We start from the raw sequence: 16777 nt of genomic DNA, 5'->3' as shown, positions 1-16777 counted from the left end.
GACTGTCAGCGATGGACCCACGGGCCATGCTGCACGGGCCGCAGCTCTGTGGTCTTGATGGAGTCCGCGACCTCGTGCTCCGTGAAGCCGTACTGCACCGCCGCGTCCTTGAGCCGGTCCCGCGCTTCGCGGACCTCGCTCAGGTGCTCCTCGTGCACCCGCATGATCTGATCGATCTTCGGCTGGAAGACCTCCTTCGCGTCGATTGAGACGAGGTCGTTCGCACAACGAGGTATGTCTCGGAGCCAGGCAGCCTCCCCCAGGGCTCGCTGCATGGCGACCACCTGCCGCGCGAGCATTCGATGCACTTGCATCACGTTGTCCACGTTGACCTGCGACATCAGGCTGTCCGATGCGGTCCCGCGGGGTGCGTTCGCGGCGATGTTCACGGGGCGAACGGTAGGCCCGCCGCCGCCGGGACCGGCCCGGTTCGCGACGGCTCGTTCGCAGCCGCGAACGGTTCAGCCGGCGGAAGTGGCGTTGCCGATGACGTCGGTTGCGACGTCGCTGGCCTTCGCACACACCTGATCGAAGGTCTGTCGCGAGCCGTCAGGGCCTCGCCCGGTCGCCTGGGCTTGTACGCGGATCGCTGCGTCGTCGGCGGCATCGATGACGAGGCCGCACAACGGAGCCGAGTCGCCGAAGTCGGTCGTCCGCGCTGCGCCGTATCCGGCCACGGACTCGACGGACGTGTCGGGAGCGCCTGCAGCGGTCGCGGCCGACGGTCCCGCGACTGTCTGCGCGGTGAAGTTGTAACCGTCGTCGAAGTTGTGCCAGAGGCACACGCGGGTCTCGCCGCTCGAGAGCCGGCCCGTTCTCGCCTCGCCGTCGTCGACTCCGAGTGCCGATCGCTGCTCCGGGGTGACCAGCTCGCACGGGTCGAGCCGTAAGACGTCGATGTCCGCCGGACGCGGCGGGAACGGGCCGGGCGGTGCGACCGGTTCCGCACCCCCGCACCCCGCGATGACGACGGCGGCCCCGAGCAGCGCGAACAGGACGGGGGCGCGGCGCCGGGCCGGTCGTGCCACGGGATCCTCCGGACTCGGACGGGAGCCACAGGTTAGCCCGCGGCGGTCGTCGCACGGTCCCGTTCGGCGCAGCCGCAGGACGGCGGAAAAAGTTGAGTCGACCGGGAACAACTCCGCGGACCCGCCCGTTGGACCGGGTGCGAGCAAGTTGAGCAGGTGTCACTCAAGGGAGATGCACGCATCCCTCCCCGGCCTGATACAACTTGAGCTTGACGCACTCATCCCCGAACAGCACGGAGGCAGTCACCATGGCTCGTACGGTCGGTATCGACCTCGGGACAACCAACTCCGTCGTCGCCGTCCTCGAGGGTGGCGAGCCGACGGTGATCGCGAACTCGGAGGGGTCCCGGACGACCCCCTCGGTGGTCGCGTTCGCACGCAACGGCGAGGTCTTGACCGGGCAGTCGGCCAAGAACCAGGCCGTCACCAACTCCGACCGCACGTTCCGCTCGGTGAAGCGGCACATCGGCACGGACTGGACGACGTCGGATATCGACGGCAAGACCTACCACGCGCAGGAGATCAGCGCGCGGGTGCTGCAGAAGCTGAAGCGCGACGCCGAGGCCTACCTGGGCGACGAGGTCACCGACGCCGTCATCACCGTCCCCGCGTACTTCGAGGACGCGCAGCGCCAGTCCACCAAGGAGGCCGGCCAGATCGCCGGCCTGAACGTGCTCCGCATCGTCAACGAGCCGACCGCGGCCGCGCTGGCCTACGGCCTGGACAAGGGCGAGAAGGAGCAGACCATCCTGGTCTTCGACCTGGGTGGCGGCACGTTCGACGTGTCCCTGCTGGAGATCGCCGAGGGCGTCGTCGAGGTCAAGGCGACCAACGGTGACAACCACCTCGGTGGCGACGACTGGGACGAGCGGATCGTCACCTGGCTCGTCGACAAGTTCAAGAGCTCGCAGGGCATCGACCTGACCAAGGACAAGATGGCGATGCAGCGGCTCCGCGAGGCCGCCGAGAAGGCGAAGATCGAGCTGTCCAGCTCGTCGTCGACCAGCATCAACCTGCCCTACATCACGGTCGACTCGGAGAAGAACCCGCTCTTCCTGGACGAGACGCTCTCCCGCGCCGAGTTCCAGAAGATCACCTCCGACCTGCTCGAGCGGACCCGTCAGCCGTTCAACCAGGTGGTCAAGGACGCGAGCATCTCGGTCGGCTCGATCGACCACGTCGTGCTCGTCGGCGGCTCCACCCGGATGCCGGCCGTCACCGACCTGGTCAAGGAGCTGACCGGCGGCAAGGAGCCCAACAAGGGCGTCAACCCGGACGAGGTCGTCGCCGCCGGTGCCGCGCTGCAGGCCGGCGTGCTCCGCGGTGAGGTCAAGGACGTCCTGCTCCTCGACGTCACCCCGCTGTCCCTCGGCATCGAGACCAAGGGCGGCGTGATGACCAAGCTGATCGAGAAGAACACCACGATCCCGACGAAGCGCTCGGAGATCTTCTCCACCGCGGACGACAACCAGCCCTCGGTGCAGATCCAGGTCTTCCAGGGCGAGCGCGAGATCGCCGCGTACAACAAGAAGCTCGGCATGTTCGAGCTGACCGGCCTCCCGCCGGCCCCGCGCGGTGTCCCGCAGATCGAGGTGTCCTTCGACATCGACGCCAACGGCATCGTGAACGTGTCCGCGAAGGACATGGGCACCGGCAAGAGCCAGGAGATGCAGATCACCGGCGGCTCCGCCCTGGGCAAGGACGAGATCGACCGGATGGTGCAGGAGGCCGAGGCGCACGCGGACGAGGACCGCCGGCGTCGCGAGGAGGCCGAGACCCGCAACCAGGCCGAGACCCTCGTCTACCAGACGGAGAAGTTCGTCAAGGAGAACGACGAGACGCTCCCGTCCGAGGTCAAGGACTCGGTGAACGCCGCTCTGGGCGAGACCCAGGAGGCCCTGAAGGGTACCGACACCGAGGCGATCAAGTCCTCGATGGAGAAGCTGGCCACCGAGTCCCAGAAGATGGGTTCGGCGCTGTACTCGCAGCCGGGCGCCGAGGGTGCGAGCGGTGGCGAGCCGGGTGCCTCGGGTTCCGACGGTGCGGCGGCCGGCTCCCAGGCCGACGACGACGTCGTCGACGCCGAGATCGTGGACGACGAGAAGGACAAGGGCGACAAGTGAGGGCCGACGGCCATCCAGGAGGCGGGACGGTCGACATGGCACACGACAGCGACGAGAACGCGCACCAGGACGAGCCGGTGACCGTCCGGGACAACCGCAAGGTGGACCCGGACACCGGTGAGGCCCGCCCCGCGACCGGGGCCGCCGACGCGGCGGCCCCGGCCGGGGCCACCGTCGAGAGCACCGAGGGCACCGAGGGCACCGACGGCACCGACGGGACCGACCCGGTCGCGGGCCCGGCCGACGGCGCCGACCCCGAGGTCGAGAAGCTGACCGCGGAGATCGCCGAGCGCACCGTCGACCTGCAGCGGGTCACCGCGGAGTACGCCAACTACCGGCGCCGGGCCGACCGGGACCGGGACCAGGCGTTGCTCTCGGCGAAGGTCTCCTTCGTGTCCGAGCTGCTCACCGTGCTCGACGACTTCGAGCGGGCCGAGGCGCACGGCGACCTGACGGGTGCGTTCAAGTCGGCGGCGGACAAGGTCACCGGTGTGCTGACCAAGCTCGGCCTGGAGCCCTTCGGGATCGAGGGCGAGCTGTTCGACCCGCAGCTGCACGAGGCGGTCCAGCACGAGCCGGCCGAGGGCTCCGGCCCCACGACGACCGTGCTCTCCGCGGTCCTGCGCCGCGGTTACCGGATCTCCGACCGGGTGCTGCGCCCGGCGATGGTGACGGTGCAGGACCGGCCCGAGGGCGAGGTCCCCGCGCAGACCGGCGCCGAGACCGTCGTCGAGGGCGGCTTCGAGCCCGGCCCCGACTCCGGTCCCGAGCCCGGCACCGCGGACGGCGAGCCCGGGCCGGGCGAGCCGTCGAACCCGGGCTGACCGGGAACGACCAGGGACGCCGGCACGTGGTGCGGCGCAAGCCACGACGGGAAGGAGGCGGGATGACCCAGCGCGACTGGATCGAGAAGGACTACTACCGCGAGCTGGGCGTCTCGTCCTCGGCGTCCCAGGACGAGATCAAGAAGGCGTACCGCAAGCTCGCCCGGGAGCTGCACCCTGACGCCAACCCGGGTGACGAGAAGGCCGAGGTCCGCTTCAAAGCGGTCTCCGAGGCCTACGGCGTGCTCGGTGACGAGGCCAAGCGCAAGGAGTACGACGAGACCCGCGCGATGTTCGCGGGTGGCGGCGGCTTCGGCGGTTTCGGCGCCGGCGGCGGCTTCCCCCGCGGTGGGCCGACCGGCGCAGGCGGCCCCGGCGGGGCCGGCGGCTTCGACCTCAACGACCTCTTCGGCCAGGCCGGGGGCGGCGGTGGCGACTTCTCCGACCTGCTCGGCGACATCCTCGGCCGGTCCACCCGCAACCAGGGCGGCGGCCCCGGGCGCGGGCCCGCAGGGGGCCGGCGCGGACAGGACGTCGAGAGTCAGCTGACCATCTCGTTCGACGACGCCGTCCGCGGTGCGACCGTGCCGATCAAGCTGTCCTCACCGGGCCGCTGCGAGCGCTGCGGCGGCACCGGAGCCCGGCCCGGCAGCACGCCGCGCACCTGCCCCACCTGTTCCGGGGCCGGCCTGGTGAACCGCAGCCAGGGCGCGTTCTCGTTCTCCGAGCCGTGCCGGGACTGCCGCGGCACGGGCCGGATCGTCGACGACCCCTGCCCGGAGTGCCGCGGCGACGGGGTCAGCACCCGGACCCGGTCGTTGACCGTGCGGGTGCCGGCCGGCGTCGACGACGGGCAGAAGGTCCGGCTGGCCGGGCAGGGCGAGCCCGGGCGCGGCGGCGCGCCCGCGGGTGACCTGTACGTGACCGTGCACGTCACCCCGCACCGGGTGCTCGGGCGGTCGTCGAAGAACAGCAACGACCTGACGATCACCGTTCCGGTGACCTTCCCCGAGCTCGCGCTGGGTGCGACCCTGACGGTGCCCACGCTGGACGGCACCGTCTCGCTGAAGATCCCGGCCGGGAGCTCCAGCGGCCGCACGCTGCGGGTGCGCGGGCGCGGTGTCGAACGGAAGAACGGCAAGAAGGGCGACCTGCTGGTCACGGTGGAGCTGGCGGTGCCGCAGAAGCTCGACCAGGCGGCGACCGACGCGCTGCAGGCCTACGCCGAGGCGACGAAGGGCACCGAACCGCGGGCCGACCTGCTCGGGGACGCCAGGAGGTGACGGCGGTGGCCGGACGAGGACCCATCCCCGGTGGGCACGGTGACGCACCGGACCCGCGCGGTCCCGGTGCGTCCGCGGACGCCGGCCTCCCGGACGGTGCCGGCCAGGACACCCCGGTGTTCGTCATCTCGATCGCCGCTCAGCTCTCCGGCCTGCACGCCCAGACGCTGCGTAGCTACGACCGGCTCGGTCTGGTGAGCCCGGGCCGGTCGGCCGGTGGCGGGCGCCGCTACTCGCCGCGGGACATCGCGCTGCTGCGCGAGGTGCAGCGGCTCTCCCAGGACGAGGGCGTCAGCCTCGCCGGCATCAAGCGGATCATCGAGCTCGAGCAGCTGGTCGACGAGCTGCAGCAGCGGCTCGAGGAGACCACTGCGGAGCTGGAGGCCGTGCGGGCGGCCGCCGCGCAGGCCACCGCGGCGGTGCACCGCTCCTACCGGCGGGACCTGGTCCCGGTGGACCGGCGCCAGGCCGTCGTCCGCTGGCGGCCGACGCGGCCCGAGTAGCCGCGACGCCCGGTGAGCCCGGTGCGCCGGGTCCTGCCCGCCGATGATCCACGATCCGGTGCCGATCCGGCCGGCCACGGCCGGATCCGCACCCGACCCGTGATCACACCACCGGCGACCACTCGAGCTCAGCTCACGGCGAGCGCGCCGCGCCGGGCCAGCGTCCGCAGCACGGCGGCACCGGCCAGCGGGACCGCCGCCAGCACCAGGAACGGCACCGCGGCCGGCACCGCGGGGTCGAGCAGCGCACCGACCCCGGTCGAGCCGACCAGCACCACCAGCCCGCCGAACGAGGCGAGCACGCCGAAGTGCGCGCCCAGCCGGCGTTCCCCGGCCAGCCGCGGCACCAGGTCCTGCGCGACCGGCACCGCGAGCATCTCGCCGGCGGTCAGCAGCAGCACCATCAGGACCGCCGGGGCCAGGGCCCACCAGCCGGGCGGGTCCGGCAGCAGCCGGGCCAGCGCCACCACCGCGAACGACGACGCCATCAGACAGAACCCGAGCACCACCGAGCGCCCGGAACCGATCCGCCGCGACCACCCCGTGACCCGCAGCTGCAGCGTGATGACCAGCACCGACATCAGCACGAACAGGAAGCCGAGCGCCGCCGTCCCGTCGACGCGTTCCAGCTCGGCGGGCAGCGCCAGGTACAGCTGGTTGTAGCAGAGCAGCCAGCCCGAGTAGCCGGCAGCGAACGCCAGGAACGCCCGGTTGCCGAGCACCTCGCGCCAGCCGGCCAGCGCCGGCTCGCCGGCGTGCTCCGCGGCCCGCCGCGGCAGCCACCGCCAGTGCGCCAGCCCGACCAGCACGAAACCGGCCGCCGCGACCAGGCAGGCGACGCCGAAGTCGACCAGCAGCAGCGCCGTCCCGACCAGCGGACCGGTCACCGTGCCGACCTGCCCCGCGATCGCGAACAGCGCGAACACCTCGGTCCGGGCCGGCCCCCGTCCGGCGCGTTCGCGCTCGCCCGCCTCCCGGGCGAGCGAGGACTCCACGGCCGGCGAGAACAGCGCCGCGGCGAACCCGGTCAGCAGTGCCCCGGCGATCACGGCGGGCAGCGTTCCGGCCGCCCCGAGCAGGATGAACCCGATCACACGCAGGGCGCAGCCGGTCAGCACGACGGGCTTGGCGCCGTACCGGTCGGTCAGCGCACCTCCCACGACGAACAGGCCCTGTTGGCTGAACGTGCGCAGCCCCAGCACCAGCCCGACGGCGGCCGCGGCCAGGCCCAGATCCTCCGCCAGGTGCGTCGCCAGGTAGGGCAGCACCATGTAGAAGCCGACGTTGAACGCCAGCTGGGTGGACACCAGCAGCTGCATCACCGGCGGCAACGCCGTGAAACGGGCCCACCGGCCGGGCGTGGGCGGGGTGACCGGCCGTGGGTCCGACTCGGGATCCACCGGCCGGCGGAGCAGGCTGCGCAGCACGGTCAAGTGGTACCAAACCCCGTGCTGCAGCCGCGAATCGATGGCAGTAACGAGATATGCGCACCCACGCACAAGCTTGACCGCTCGAGCGGCCTTGCAGAGGATCTTTCGGGCGCCGGACGACTCCGCGGCGCCGGAGAGGACCGTCCCGCATGCCCGCCGTCCAGGCCCCGCCCGCCCGCCGCCGTCGACTCCTCCGCACCGTGATCGCCCTGACCGCGAGCGCCGCCGTGCTCGCCGGCTGTGGCGGGTCCGGTGGCGGGACCGGGCGGGTGATCCCGGACGCCCGGATGACCCTCGCGATGGCGTTCGCCCCGGGGGCCGGATACGCGATCGACACCGACGACGCGTTCGTGCTCTCCCAGCTGGGGGTCACCGAGTCGCTGGTCGACTCCGGCCCGGACGGGCAGGCGCGCCCGGCGCTGGCCACCGGGTGGGACCGGGTCGACCCGCGCACCTGGCGGTTCCAGCTGCGCCCGGGGGTGACCTTCCAGAACGGCGAGCCGCTCACCGGCGAGGCCGTCGCCGGGGCGCTGACCTGGCTGGCCGGGGTGCCGGCTCCGCCGCGCGCGATCCAGGGGATCGGCCTGACCGCGACCGCCGACGGCACCGGCGCCGTCCGGGTCGCCACGACCGAGCCGGACCCGATCCTGCCGTTGCGCCTGAGCGGCGCGAACACCGGGATCCTGGCCCCGTCGGCCTACCGGTCCACGCCGCCGTCGGTGCAGGGCACCGGGACCGGCCCGATGACGATCACGCAGCTCGACGGCACCCAGTCGGCGGAGCTGGCCCGCAACGACCGGTACTGGGGCGAGCGACCGCAGCTGTCCGGGATCACCGCGAACTTCGTGCCGGACCCGTCGGCCCGCGCGCTCGCGCTGCGGGCCGGGGACGTTGACATCGCCCAGGAGCTGCCGGAGTCGGCCGCGCTGGAGTTCACCGACGGCGAGTACGTGAACGAGACCGTCGCCGCGCCCCGAACGGCGTCGCTGCAGCTCAACCAGTCCCGGCCGCCGTTCGCCGACATCCGGGTCCGGCAGGCCGTCACCGCGGCGATCGACCGCACCGCGCTCGGCGAGCAGGCGCTGGCCGGGTCCGCCGTACCCGCCTCGGAGCTGTTCGGCCCGGCCGTCGCGTGGGGTGCGCAGGGCCCGGCGCCCGCGGCCGACCCGGCCCGGGCCCGCGAGCTGCTGGCCGAGGCCGGGTTCGGCCCCGGCAACCCGCTGCGCGTCGAGCTGGGCACCTACGCCAACCGGCCCGAGCTGCCCACCCTGGCCACCGCCGTCCAGCAGATGCTGCGTGAGGTCGGGATCGAGGCGAACATCCGGGTCGGCGACTACGACGCCCGCGAACCCGATCTGCTCGCCGGCGACTACGACATGTACCTGGCCTCGCGCAGCTACCTGCTCGACGTCCCGGACGCCGGAGCCACCCTGAGCACCGACTACAGCTGCCAGGGCTCCTACAACATCAACCGGTACTGCTCGCCGGAGTTCGACGCCCTGCTCGCCCCGCTGGCCGGCCAGACCGACCCGGCCGCCCGGCAGGAGGTCTTCCGGCAGGCGGCCGCGAAGCTGAACGCCGACGCCGTCGGCGTACCGCTGGTGCACACCCAGGCAGGCGGCGTCGGCCGGCAGGTCGCCGGCTACACGGTGGACCCGCTGGCGAAGACCCTGGTGGTGCCGGGCCTGGCGAAGACGGAGTGAGGGCGCTCCTCGCCCGCCGGTTGCTGGCACTGCCGCTGGTCCTGGTGCCGGCCGCGGCCTTCGTGTTCGCGCTGCCGCGGATCTCCGGGCGGGACACCGCACTGTCGATCCTGCGCAGCCGGACCGGCGAGGCGGAGCCGGACCCGGCGGTGCTGGCCGCGCTGCGCACGCAGTACGGCCTGGACGGCTCCTGGCTCGAGCAGTTCGGCCGCTGGTCGGGCCGGATGCTCGCCGGTGACCTCGGGATCTCCTACACCAGCCGCACACCGGTGTCCGGGCTGCTGCTGCCCGCGCTCGGGACGTCGCTGGTGCTCACGATCTCCGCCCTGGTCGTCGCCGGGCTGATCGGCATCCCGCTCGGGGTGCGGGCCGCGCGGCGGCCCGGCGGCCGGCTGGACCGGATCCTGACGACCGGATCGGTGCTCGGCGTCGCGGTGCCCGAGTTCGTGCTGGGCACCGTGCTGGTGCTGACCTTCGCCGTGACGCTGCCGCTGCTGCCCGCCACCGGCTGGGGGAACCCGGCCGAGGCGGTGCTGCCGGTGCTCACCCTGGCCGCGTTCCCGGCCGCGCTGGCCGCGCAGCTGGTGCGGGCCGAGACCGTCGACGCACTGGCCCGGCCGCACGTCACCGTGGCCCGGGCCAAGGGGCTCGCGGACCGGTCGGTGCTGTGGCGGCACGGCGGCCGGCTCGGGCTGACCTCGGTCACCTCGCTGTCCGGGCTCTTCCTCGGTGGCCTGCTCGGCGGCTCGGTGGTGGTCGAGGTGCTGTTCTCGATCCCCGGTCTGGGCCGGCTGCTCTACGACGCCGTCCTCGGCCAGGACCTGCCGGTCGTCCAGGCGGGGCTGCTTGCGGTCGTCGCGGTGGCGGCGGTGGCCGGGATCGGTGCCGAGCTGCTCGCGCTTGCCCTGGACCCGGTGGCGCGCGGCGCAGCGACGGGGGGCGGGGTCCGGTGACGGCCTGGGCGAGCGTCATGACCGGGAGCCGGACCGGCTGGGTCGAGCGGCTGCGGCGGCCGTTGTGGGTGGTGGCGGCGGTCCTGGCCGCGGGCCTGCTCGGGATGGCGTTGCTGCCGCTGGACGCCTACGGCACCGACCTGTCGTCGCGGTTCGACGGGCCCTCGATCGAGCACCTGCTGGGCACCGACCAGCTGGGTCGTGACGTGCTGGCCCGGCTCGCCGTCGGGGCCCGGATCTCGGTCGGGTTCACGCTGCTCGCGCTGGTGATCTGCGCGGTGACCGGTACCCTCCTCGGGCTGGTCGCCGGCTGGTGCGGCCGGGTCGTGGGGCAGGTCTTCCAGCGCACGGTCGACGTGCTGGTCGCGGTGCCCGCGGTGCTGATCGGCCTGATCGTGATCGCGGCGTCCGAGGACGGCGCGCCCGGCCTGGACACGCTGCTGATCGCGATCGTGGTCGTCGGCTGGATCCCGTTCGCCCGGTTGACCTACCAGCTCGTGGTGCGCGAGCGGTCCCGGGAGTACGTCGAGGGGGCGGTCGCGATCGGGGCCGGTCCGGTCCGGATCGCGTTGCGGCACGTGCTGCCGAACCTGGCCCGGCCGCTGACCTCGCACCTGTGCCTGCGGTTCGCGAACATCCTGCTCACCGTGGCCGGACTGTCCTTCCTGGGCCTCGGCCCGCAGCCGCCGGCCCCGGAGTGGGGCGCGATGATCGCCGAGGGTCGGCAGTACATGTTCGCCGCGCCGCAGCTGGTACTGGTGCCGGCCGTCGTCGTGGTCGGGACGGCGCTGCTCGTGACGGCGGCCGGCCGCGTGCTGGAGCGACGCTGGTCGTCCGGACAGTTCTGACATCGGCCTCGCTCCTGCCACACTTGTGCCGGAGCATCTGCACGGCACGAACGGAGGACGACGTGGCGGAGACCGGCACGGACGGACGGCGGCGCGGCGAGCCCCGGCCCGAGCTGAAGGACCTGGTGGACGGCACCGGGGTGGTGCCGCGGCGCGCGACGTCCACCGGTGCCCGGGAGGTGCTCGCCGAGGACGGCGTGGTGCTCGTCCCGGATGCGGGTGACGACCCGGAGGCGCTGGTCGTGCTGGCCGCGACCGTGCTCGGCGGGCGGTTGCGGGAACTGTTCGGCATCCGGCCGCAGGGCGGTACCGACTCGCCGGTCCTGGGCCTGCACAACGACGGCGCGTACCTCGAGGCCGACGTGCACGGCCGCACCGTGCAGCTGCGCGACCCGGACGAGGACTACCTGCTGATGCACTGCTCGGTGCCGGCGCCGTCCGGCGGGGACTCGGTGCTGGTCGACGGCTACGCGCTGGTCGACCGGCTGGCCGACGGCCACCCGGAGCTGCACGCGTTCCTGACCGGCTGCGACGTCGACTTCTTCGGCAGCCGGGTGAACCCGCCGCGCGGGGTGCCCGACACCCCGCTGCTGCGCCGGATGGTCGAGCACACCCGGGGTGGACGGCGGGCGGTGCGGGCCAGCGACTACGCGCTGCCGGTGCCGCGCGAGCCGCACTGGGACGAGCACCTGGGCCGGATCGAGGAGTACGCCGACCTGCTGGCCGGGGCCTACGAGGTCGCGCCGCGGTTCCGGATGGACGCCGGGGACGTGCTGCTACTGGACAACTACCGGTACCTGCACGGCCGGGACGCCTTCACCGGGTCCCGCGCCCTGCACGTCCTCTCGGTCCGCAGCACCGACGCCTTCTGACCCCACCCGCGTTGTGGAGCCCGCACGCGCCATACCCGGGTGAGGTGGGTCAGTCCATGGTGAACGGGTCGTAGGTGATCCGGTCCAGCGGGGTGCCGGCGACCAGCATCCGGGAGACGGTGGAGCGGATCATCGCCGGGGAGCCGCAGACCAGCACGTCGTGCTCGCTCCAGGCGCCGAACCGGGTGACCACGTCGGCCAGGGTGCCGGTCTCCGCGCCGGAGGGCTCGTCCTCGTGCTCGACCACCGGGATCACGTCCAGCCACGGGTGGCTGTAGGACAGCTTGCGCAGCGCCCCGAAGTCGTAGAGGTCCTCCCACGTACGACCGCCGACGAACACCTGGGTCCGCGGCGGGCGCGGGCGGCGGCCGACCTCGTCGAGCAGGGCCTTCATCGGTGCGACACCGGTACCGCCTGCGACCATCAGCAGTTCCCGCTCGCTGCCCTGCGGCACGGCCATCCGGCCCATCGGCGGGCCGATCCGCCAGGTCTCGCCGATCCGGCTGTGCGCGACGATCGCCCGGCTGACCCAGCCGTTCTCCACCGCGCGGACATGGAACTCGATGGTTCCGTCCCGGCGCGGGGCGCAGGCCGGGGACAGGTAGCGCCACAGCCGGGGACGGTGCGGCGTCTCGACCGAGACGTACTGACCGGCCTGGTAGGGCACGAGATCGTCGGTCGCCACGGTGACCACCGCGAGGTCCCAGCCGATCCGCCGGTGCTCGACGACCCGGCCCAGCCATGACGCCGGCCCGCGCTCGGCCGCGGCGGCCTGCTGCATGGCGTCGGCGACGATCCCGTACGCGCCGTGCCAGGCCTTCGAGACGTCCGGGGTCCAGTTCTCGCCGGAATAGGTCGCGATCGCCGACAGCAGCGCCTCGCCGACCGCGGCGTAGTGCTGGGACAGCACGCCGAACTTGCGGTGGTCGCGGCCGAGCTGCTGCAGGAACGGGACCAGGTCGTCCGGCTGGTCGACCATCTGGACCACGTGGACGAGGGCGCGCAGCAACCGGCTGCGCTGCACCTCCATGTTGACCGGGAACAGGTCGCGCGTCTCGGGGGCGCGGCTGAACAGGGTCGAGTAGAAGTGCTTGCCGATCTCCTCGGCCTGCGGCTCGACGAGCTGCCAGCTCGTCCGGATGAGCTCGACGGTCCGGTCGGCCTCCGATGCGGGCCGCCGCGGCGGTGCGACGCCGCCGGCGATCAGCTGGTCAGCAGTCATGCCTGGCGGACACTCTCCTCGGTCGTGCTCCGTAACGCGGTGGCACCGGGCCCCGGCGCCCGTGCCTCGGCAGTCAAGGTACGCGAGACACTCCGTCCGCCGGGACGGCGTCCGACGGCGAGACTGCTCTCGCCACATTCACCGGTACGTACGGTCACGTCTCATCCGTTCGGGGACGGTGGTCACTCGTCATGGCGTGGGTGGCGCCGCACTCAGGATAGCGCCCGGCCGCCGGACTGCCCCACGTGGCAGGCCGTCCGGTTCGCCGGTGCTCGTCGTTTGGTCCTGGCCGCGCGGGATGGCACGGTTGACGACGTGCCGTTGCGAACCCCCATCCCGGTGATGCCCGGCCGGGAGCGCCCCGCGCCGGCTCCGGACCGTGGGCCGACCGTGCCCGCCGACCCGGTCCCGGCGGGCGGCCCCGAACTCCCGGACGACCCGGACGGACGGCCCGGATCGGGTGGCGAGCACGTGCTGCAGGACGAGCTGGGCAGCACCGCCCGCGCCGACCGGTTCTACGGCGACCAGCTGCGGGACCGGCTGCTGCCGCGGATGGTCGAGTTCATCGGGCGGATGGAGATGGCGTTCATCGCGACCGCCGACGGGCACGGCGAGTGCGACAGCTCGCTGCGCGCCGGCCCGCCAGGCTTCCTGCAGGTCCTCGACGAGCGGACGATGGCCTACCCGGAGTACCGGGGCAACGGCGTCTACGCCAGCCTCGGCAACCTCGTCGAGAACCCGCACGTCGGGGTGCTGATGGTCGACTTCGTCGACTCGTTGATCGGGCTGCACGTCAACGGCCGCGCCCGGATCCTGGACGACGAGGCGTTCCGGCTCGGCTACCCCGAGCACGCCCGGGACGGCGAGCGCGGCCGGCGGGCCGAGCACTGGGTGGTGATCGACGTCGAGGAGGCCTACATCCACTGCCGCAAGCACATCCCGCGGATGGAGCGGGTGACGCAGCGGCGGCCGTGGGGCACCGACGACCCGGCCCGCAAGGGTGGCGACTTCTTCGGCGCCCGGGGCACCCCGCAGCGGGTGCCGCGCCCGCCGCGGCGGCGCTTCCCCAGCACCACCCACCTCGGTGCGGGCGCGTCCCGGACGCTGCGTCGACGCCCGCCCGCCCGGTGACCGGCACGGTCGGGTAGCAGCGAGGTGCGCAGCACCGCCTCCTTCTCGCGTTGAGCGGAACAGACTCAACTTTCCTGACGTTGCACGTATCGAAGAGCGCACCGCCCGGGCAGACTGGGCCGGTACCGCTCCCGAGACCACGTGACACGACGAAGAGAAGGACCGGGAAGGACGCGGAGCATGGACTCCTTCAACCCCACCACCCGTACCCAGCAGGCCGTCTCCGCCGCCGTCCAGGCCGCGACGCTGGCCGGCAACCCCGACGTCGGCCCGACCCACCTGCTGGGTGCGCTGCTGGCCCAGGGTGACGGGATCGCCGCCCCGCTGCTGACCGCCGTCGGCGCGGACACCGACGCCGTCCGCCAGGAGGTGACCGCGCTCGGGAACCGGCTTCCGTCGGCGTCCGGCTCCTCGGTGAGCGCGCCGCAGCTGTCCCGCGACGCCCTGGCCGCGATCACAGCGGCCCAGCGGCTCGCGACCGAGATGGGTGACGAGTACGTCTCCACCGAGCACCTGCTGGTGGGGCTCGCGCAGTCCGGCGGCCCGGTCGCGCAGCTGCTGCAGCGGCACGGCGCCACGGCGGAGGCACTGCGCGAGGCGTTCGGCTCGGTCCGCGGGTCGGCCCGGGTCACCAGCCCGGATCCCGAGGGCAGCTACCAGGCGCTGGAGAAGTACGGCCAGGACCTCACCGCCCGGGCCCGCGAGGGCGAGCTCGACCCGGTGATCGGCCGGGACACCGAGATCCGTCGCGTGGTGCAGGTGCTGTCCCGGCGCACCAAGAACAACCCGGTGCTGATCGGCGAGCCGGGTGTCGGCAAGACCGCGATCGTCGAGGGCCTGGCCCAGCGGGTCGTCGCCGGTGACGTGCCCGAGTCGCTGCGGGGCAAGCGGGTGATCGCGCTCGACCTGGGCTCGATGGTGGCCGGCGCGAAGTACCGCGGCGAGTTCGAGGAGCGGCTCAAGGCGGTGCTCTCCGAGATCACCGACTCGGCCGGCGAGGTCATCACCTTCATCGACGAGCTGCACACGATCGTCGGCGCCGGCGCGTCCGGCGAGGGTGCCATGGACGCCGGCAACATGATCAAGCCGATGCTCGCCCGCGGTGAGCTGCGGATGGTCGGCGCCACCACGCTCGACGAGTACCGGCAGCACATCGAGAAGGACGCGGCCCTGGAGCGCCGGTTCCAGCAGGTGCTGGTCGGCGAGCCGAGCGTGGAGGACACCGTGGGCATCCTGCGCGGGCTCAAGGAGCGCTACGAGGTGCACCACGGCGTCCGGATCACCGATGCCGCGCTGGTCGCCGCGTCCGCGCTGTCGGACCGCTACATCACCGCCCGGTTCCTCCCGGACAAGGCCATCGACCTGGTCGACGAGGCCGCGTCCCGGCTCCGGATGGAGATCGACTCGCGTCCGGTGGAGATCGACACCGTGGAGCGGGCCGTGCGCAGGCTGGAGATCGAGGAGATGGCGCTCGCGAAGGAGTCGGACGACGCCTCCCGGGAGCGCCTGGTCGCGCTGCGGGCCGAGCTGGCCGAGAAGCGCGAGGAGCTGTCCGCGCTGACCGCGCGCTGGCAGAACGAGAAGGGCGCCATCGAGTCGACCCGCGAGCTCAAGGAGCAGCTCGAGCAGTTGCGCGGCGAGTCCGAGCGGGCCGAGCGCGACGGCGACCTGGGCCGCGCCGCGGAGCTGCGCTACGGGCGGATCCCGCAGCTGGAGAAGGAGCTCGCCGAGAAGACCGCCGCGGCCGAGCGGACCGCCGGGGGACACGGCACAGCGGGCACAGCGGTCATGCTCAAGGAGGAGGTCGGCCCGGACGACGTGGCCGACGTCGTCAGCTCCTGGACCGGGGTCCCCGCCGGCCGGATGCTGGAGGGCGAGACCGCCAAGCTGCTCCGGATGGAGGACGAGCTCGGGCACCGGGTGGTCGGGCAGGCCGAGGCGGTGCGGGTGGTGTCCGACGCGGTGCGCCGCGCCCGCACGGGGATCGCGGACGAGAACCGGCCCACCGGCTCGTTCCTGTTCCTCGGCCCGACCGGGGTCGGCAAGACCGAGCTGGCCAAGGCGCTGGCGGAGTTCCTGTTCGACGACGAGCGGGCGATGGTCCGCGTGGACATGAGCGAGTACTCCGAGAAGCACTCGGTGGCCCGGCTGGTCGGTGCACCGCCCGGATACGTCGGTTACGACCAGGGCGGCCAGCTCACCGAGGCCGTCCGGCGGCGGCCCTACACCGTCGTCCTGCTGGACGAGGTGGAGAAGGCGCACCCGGACGTGTTCGACACGCTGCTCCAGGTGCTCGACGACGGGCGGCTCACCGACGGCCAGGGCCGCACGGTGGACTTCCGCAACACCATCCTGGTGCTGACGTCCAACCTGGGCGGCCAGGCCATCGCCGACCAGTCGCTGGACGACGAGGGGCGGCGGAACGCGGTGATGTCCGTGGTCCGGTCGCACTTCAAGCCGGAGTTCCTCAACCGCCTCGACGACGTCGTGGTCTTCCACGCGCTGTCCACCGACGAGCTGACCCACATCGTCGACATCCAGGTCGGTGTGCTCGGCCGGCGGCTGGCGAAGCGCCGGCTGTCGCTGGAGATCAGCGACCCGGCCCGGGAGTGGCTGGCGCTGAACGGGTTCGACCCGGTCTTCGGGGCGCGCCCGCTGCGCCGGCTGGTGCAGTCCTCGATCGGAGATCAGCTCGCCCGCGAGCTGCTCGCCGGTTCGATCCGCGAGGGCGACACCGTCCGCGTCGACCTGGACCCGTCGGCGTCCGGCGGGACCGGCGGGCTGGTCGTCGGGGCCGCGGCGGCGGACCGGGTCGCGATCGCGAACTGATCGGCCACCCGGCCGTGCACCGGGACGG

At 73.0% G+C, this 16777-nt stretch carries 14 protein-coding genes; 10 read left to right on the top strand and 4 right to left on the bottom strand.

Annotated elements, in window-relative coordinates:
• Window positions 1-5: 5 nt before the first annotated feature.
• Both ACLFMI_RS05880 and ACLFMI_RS05875 read right to left on the bottom strand, forming a co-directional pair.
• Window positions 6-389 (bottom strand): hypothetical protein, encoded by a 384-nt coding sequence (locus ACLFMI_RS05880; protein WP_410946695.1) that lies wholly within the window; start codon window positions 387-389, stop codon window positions 6-8.
• 72 nt (window positions 390-461) lie between these two features.
• Window positions 462-1028 carry a DUF3558 family protein gene (locus ACLFMI_RS05875; RefSeq protein ID WP_410946694.1) on the bottom strand — a complete coding sequence of 189 codons (567 nt, stop codon included), beginning with the start codon at window positions 1026-1028 and terminating at the stop codon, window positions 462-464.
• A gap of 248 nt (window positions 1029-1276) precedes the next feature.
• Here ACLFMI_RS05875 and dnaK point away from each other — a divergent pair, with 248 nt between their 5' ends.
• The 4 genes from dnaK (at window position 1277) to ACLFMI_RS05855 (ending at window position 5761) form a co-directional block, all read left to right on the top strand.
• Window positions 1277-3151, top strand: a complete 1875-nt coding sequence (gene dnaK / locus ACLFMI_RS05870) for a molecular chaperone DnaK (protein ID WP_410946693.1) — start codon at window positions 1277-1279, stop codon at window positions 3149-3151.
• A gap of 35 nt (window positions 3152-3186) precedes the next feature.
• Window positions 3187-3975, top strand: coding sequence for a nucleotide exchange factor GrpE (gene grpE / locus ACLFMI_RS05865; protein ID WP_410946692.1), 789 nt, complete (start codon window positions 3187-3189; stop codon window positions 3973-3975).
• 62 nt (window positions 3976-4037) lie between these two features.
• Window positions 4038-5258 (top strand): molecular chaperone DnaJ, encoded by a 1221-nt coding sequence (gene dnaJ / locus ACLFMI_RS05860; RefSeq protein WP_410946691.1) that lies wholly within the window; start codon window positions 4038-4040, stop codon window positions 5256-5258.
• A 23-nt stretch (window positions 5259-5281) separates the two neighbouring features.
• Window positions 5282-5761, top strand: coding sequence for a heat shock protein transcriptional repressor HspR (locus ACLFMI_RS05855; protein ID WP_410946883.1), 480 nt, complete (start codon window positions 5282-5284; stop codon window positions 5759-5761).
• A gap of 128 nt (window positions 5762-5889) precedes the next feature.
• Here the strand turns inward: ACLFMI_RS05855 and ACLFMI_RS05850 are convergent, their stop codons facing one another.
• Window positions 5890-7188 (bottom strand): MDR family MFS transporter, encoded by a 1299-nt coding sequence (locus ACLFMI_RS05850; protein WP_410946690.1) that lies wholly within the window; start codon window positions 7186-7188, stop codon window positions 5890-5892.
• A gap of 152 nt (window positions 7189-7340) precedes the next feature.
• Between ACLFMI_RS05850 and ACLFMI_RS05845 the strand changes: the two genes are divergently transcribed.
• The 4 genes from ACLFMI_RS05845 (at window position 7341) to ACLFMI_RS05830 (ending at window position 11567) form a co-directional block, all read left to right on the top strand.
• Window positions 7341-8894: an ABC transporter substrate-binding protein gene (locus tag ACLFMI_RS05845; protein ID WP_410946689.1), complete on the top strand. Its 1554-nt coding sequence runs from the start codon at window positions 7341-7343 to the stop codon at window positions 8892-8894.
• Window positions 8891-9847, top strand: coding sequence for an ABC transporter permease (locus ACLFMI_RS05840; protein WP_410946688.1), 957 nt, complete (start codon window positions 8891-8893; stop codon window positions 9845-9847). The genes ACLFMI_RS05845 and ACLFMI_RS05840 overlap by 4 nt, the downstream gene beginning before the upstream one ends.
• 17 nt (window positions 9848-9864) lie before the next feature.
• Window positions 9865-10695, top strand: a complete 831-nt coding sequence (locus ACLFMI_RS05835) for an ABC transporter permease (protein WP_410946687.1) — start codon at window positions 9865-9867, stop codon at window positions 10693-10695.
• Between the two features lie 62 nt (window positions 10696-10757).
• Entirely contained in the window at window positions 10758-11567 is an 810-nt protein-coding gene (locus ACLFMI_RS05830; protein WP_410946686.1) for a TauD/TfdA family dioxygenase, read from the top strand.
• Window positions 11568-11616: 49 nt separating this feature from the next.
• On the opposite strand, the gene ACLFMI_RS05825 is transcribed toward ACLFMI_RS05830, so the two are convergent.
• Window positions 11617-12789 carry a globin domain-containing protein gene (locus ACLFMI_RS05825; protein WP_410946685.1) on the bottom strand — a complete coding sequence of 391 codons (1173 nt, stop codon included), beginning with the start codon at window positions 12787-12789 and terminating at the stop codon, window positions 11617-11619.
• 315 nt (window positions 12790-13104) lie between these two features.
• On the opposite strand from ACLFMI_RS05825, the gene ACLFMI_RS05820 reads away from it, so the two are divergent.
• Window positions 13105-13920 (top strand): pyridoxamine 5'-phosphate oxidase family protein, encoded by an 816-nt coding sequence (locus ACLFMI_RS05820; RefSeq protein WP_410946684.1) that lies wholly within the window; start codon window positions 13105-13107, stop codon window positions 13918-13920.
• 180 nt (window positions 13921-14100) lie between these two features.
• On the top strand, window positions 14101-16749 hold the full coding sequence (gene clpB, locus ACLFMI_RS05815) for an ATP-dependent chaperone ClpB (protein WP_410946683.1): 2649 nt from the start codon (window positions 14101-14103) through the stop codon (window positions 16747-16749).
• Window positions 16750-16777: the final 28 nt, after the last annotated feature.

The organism is Pseudonocardia nantongensis, from assembly GCF_046546495.1.
GTDB lineage: Bacteria > Actinomycetota > Actinomycetes > Mycobacteriales > Pseudonocardiaceae > Pseudonocardia > Pseudonocardia nantongensis.
Note: the sequence above shows the minus strand (reverse complement) of the source record. Positions and strands in the feature narration are given on the sequence as shown.

What these genes read in the sequence shown, in the direction of transcription:
- ACLFMI_RS05835 (WP_410946687.1), top strand. Translation starts at nt 9,865, where the DNA reads ATGACCGGGAGCCGGACCGGCTGGGTCGAGCGGCTGCGGCGGCCGTTG.
- dnaK (WP_410946693.1), top strand. Translation starts at nt 1,277, where the DNA reads ATGGCTCGTACGGTCGGTATCGACCTCGGGACAACCAACTCCGTCGTC.
- grpE (WP_410946692.1), top strand. Translation starts at nt 3,187, where the DNA reads ATGGCACACGACAGCGACGAGAACGCGCACCAGGACGAGCCGGTGACC.
- ACLFMI_RS05845 (WP_410946689.1), top strand. Translation starts at nt 7,341, where the DNA reads ATGCCCGCCGTCCAGGCCCCGCCCGCCCGCCGCCGTCGACTCCTCCGC.
- ACLFMI_RS05825 (WP_410946685.1), bottom strand. Translation starts at nt 12,789, where the DNA reads ATGACTGCTGACCAGCTGATCGCCGGCGGCGTCGCACCGCCGCGGCGG.
- dnaJ (WP_410946691.1), top strand. Translation starts at nt 4,038, where the DNA reads ATGACCCAGCGCGACTGGATCGAGAAGGACTACTACCGCGAGCTGGGC.
- clpB (WP_410946683.1), top strand. Translation starts at nt 14,101, where the DNA reads ATGGACTCCTTCAACCCCACCACCCGTACCCAGCAGGCCGTCTCCGCC.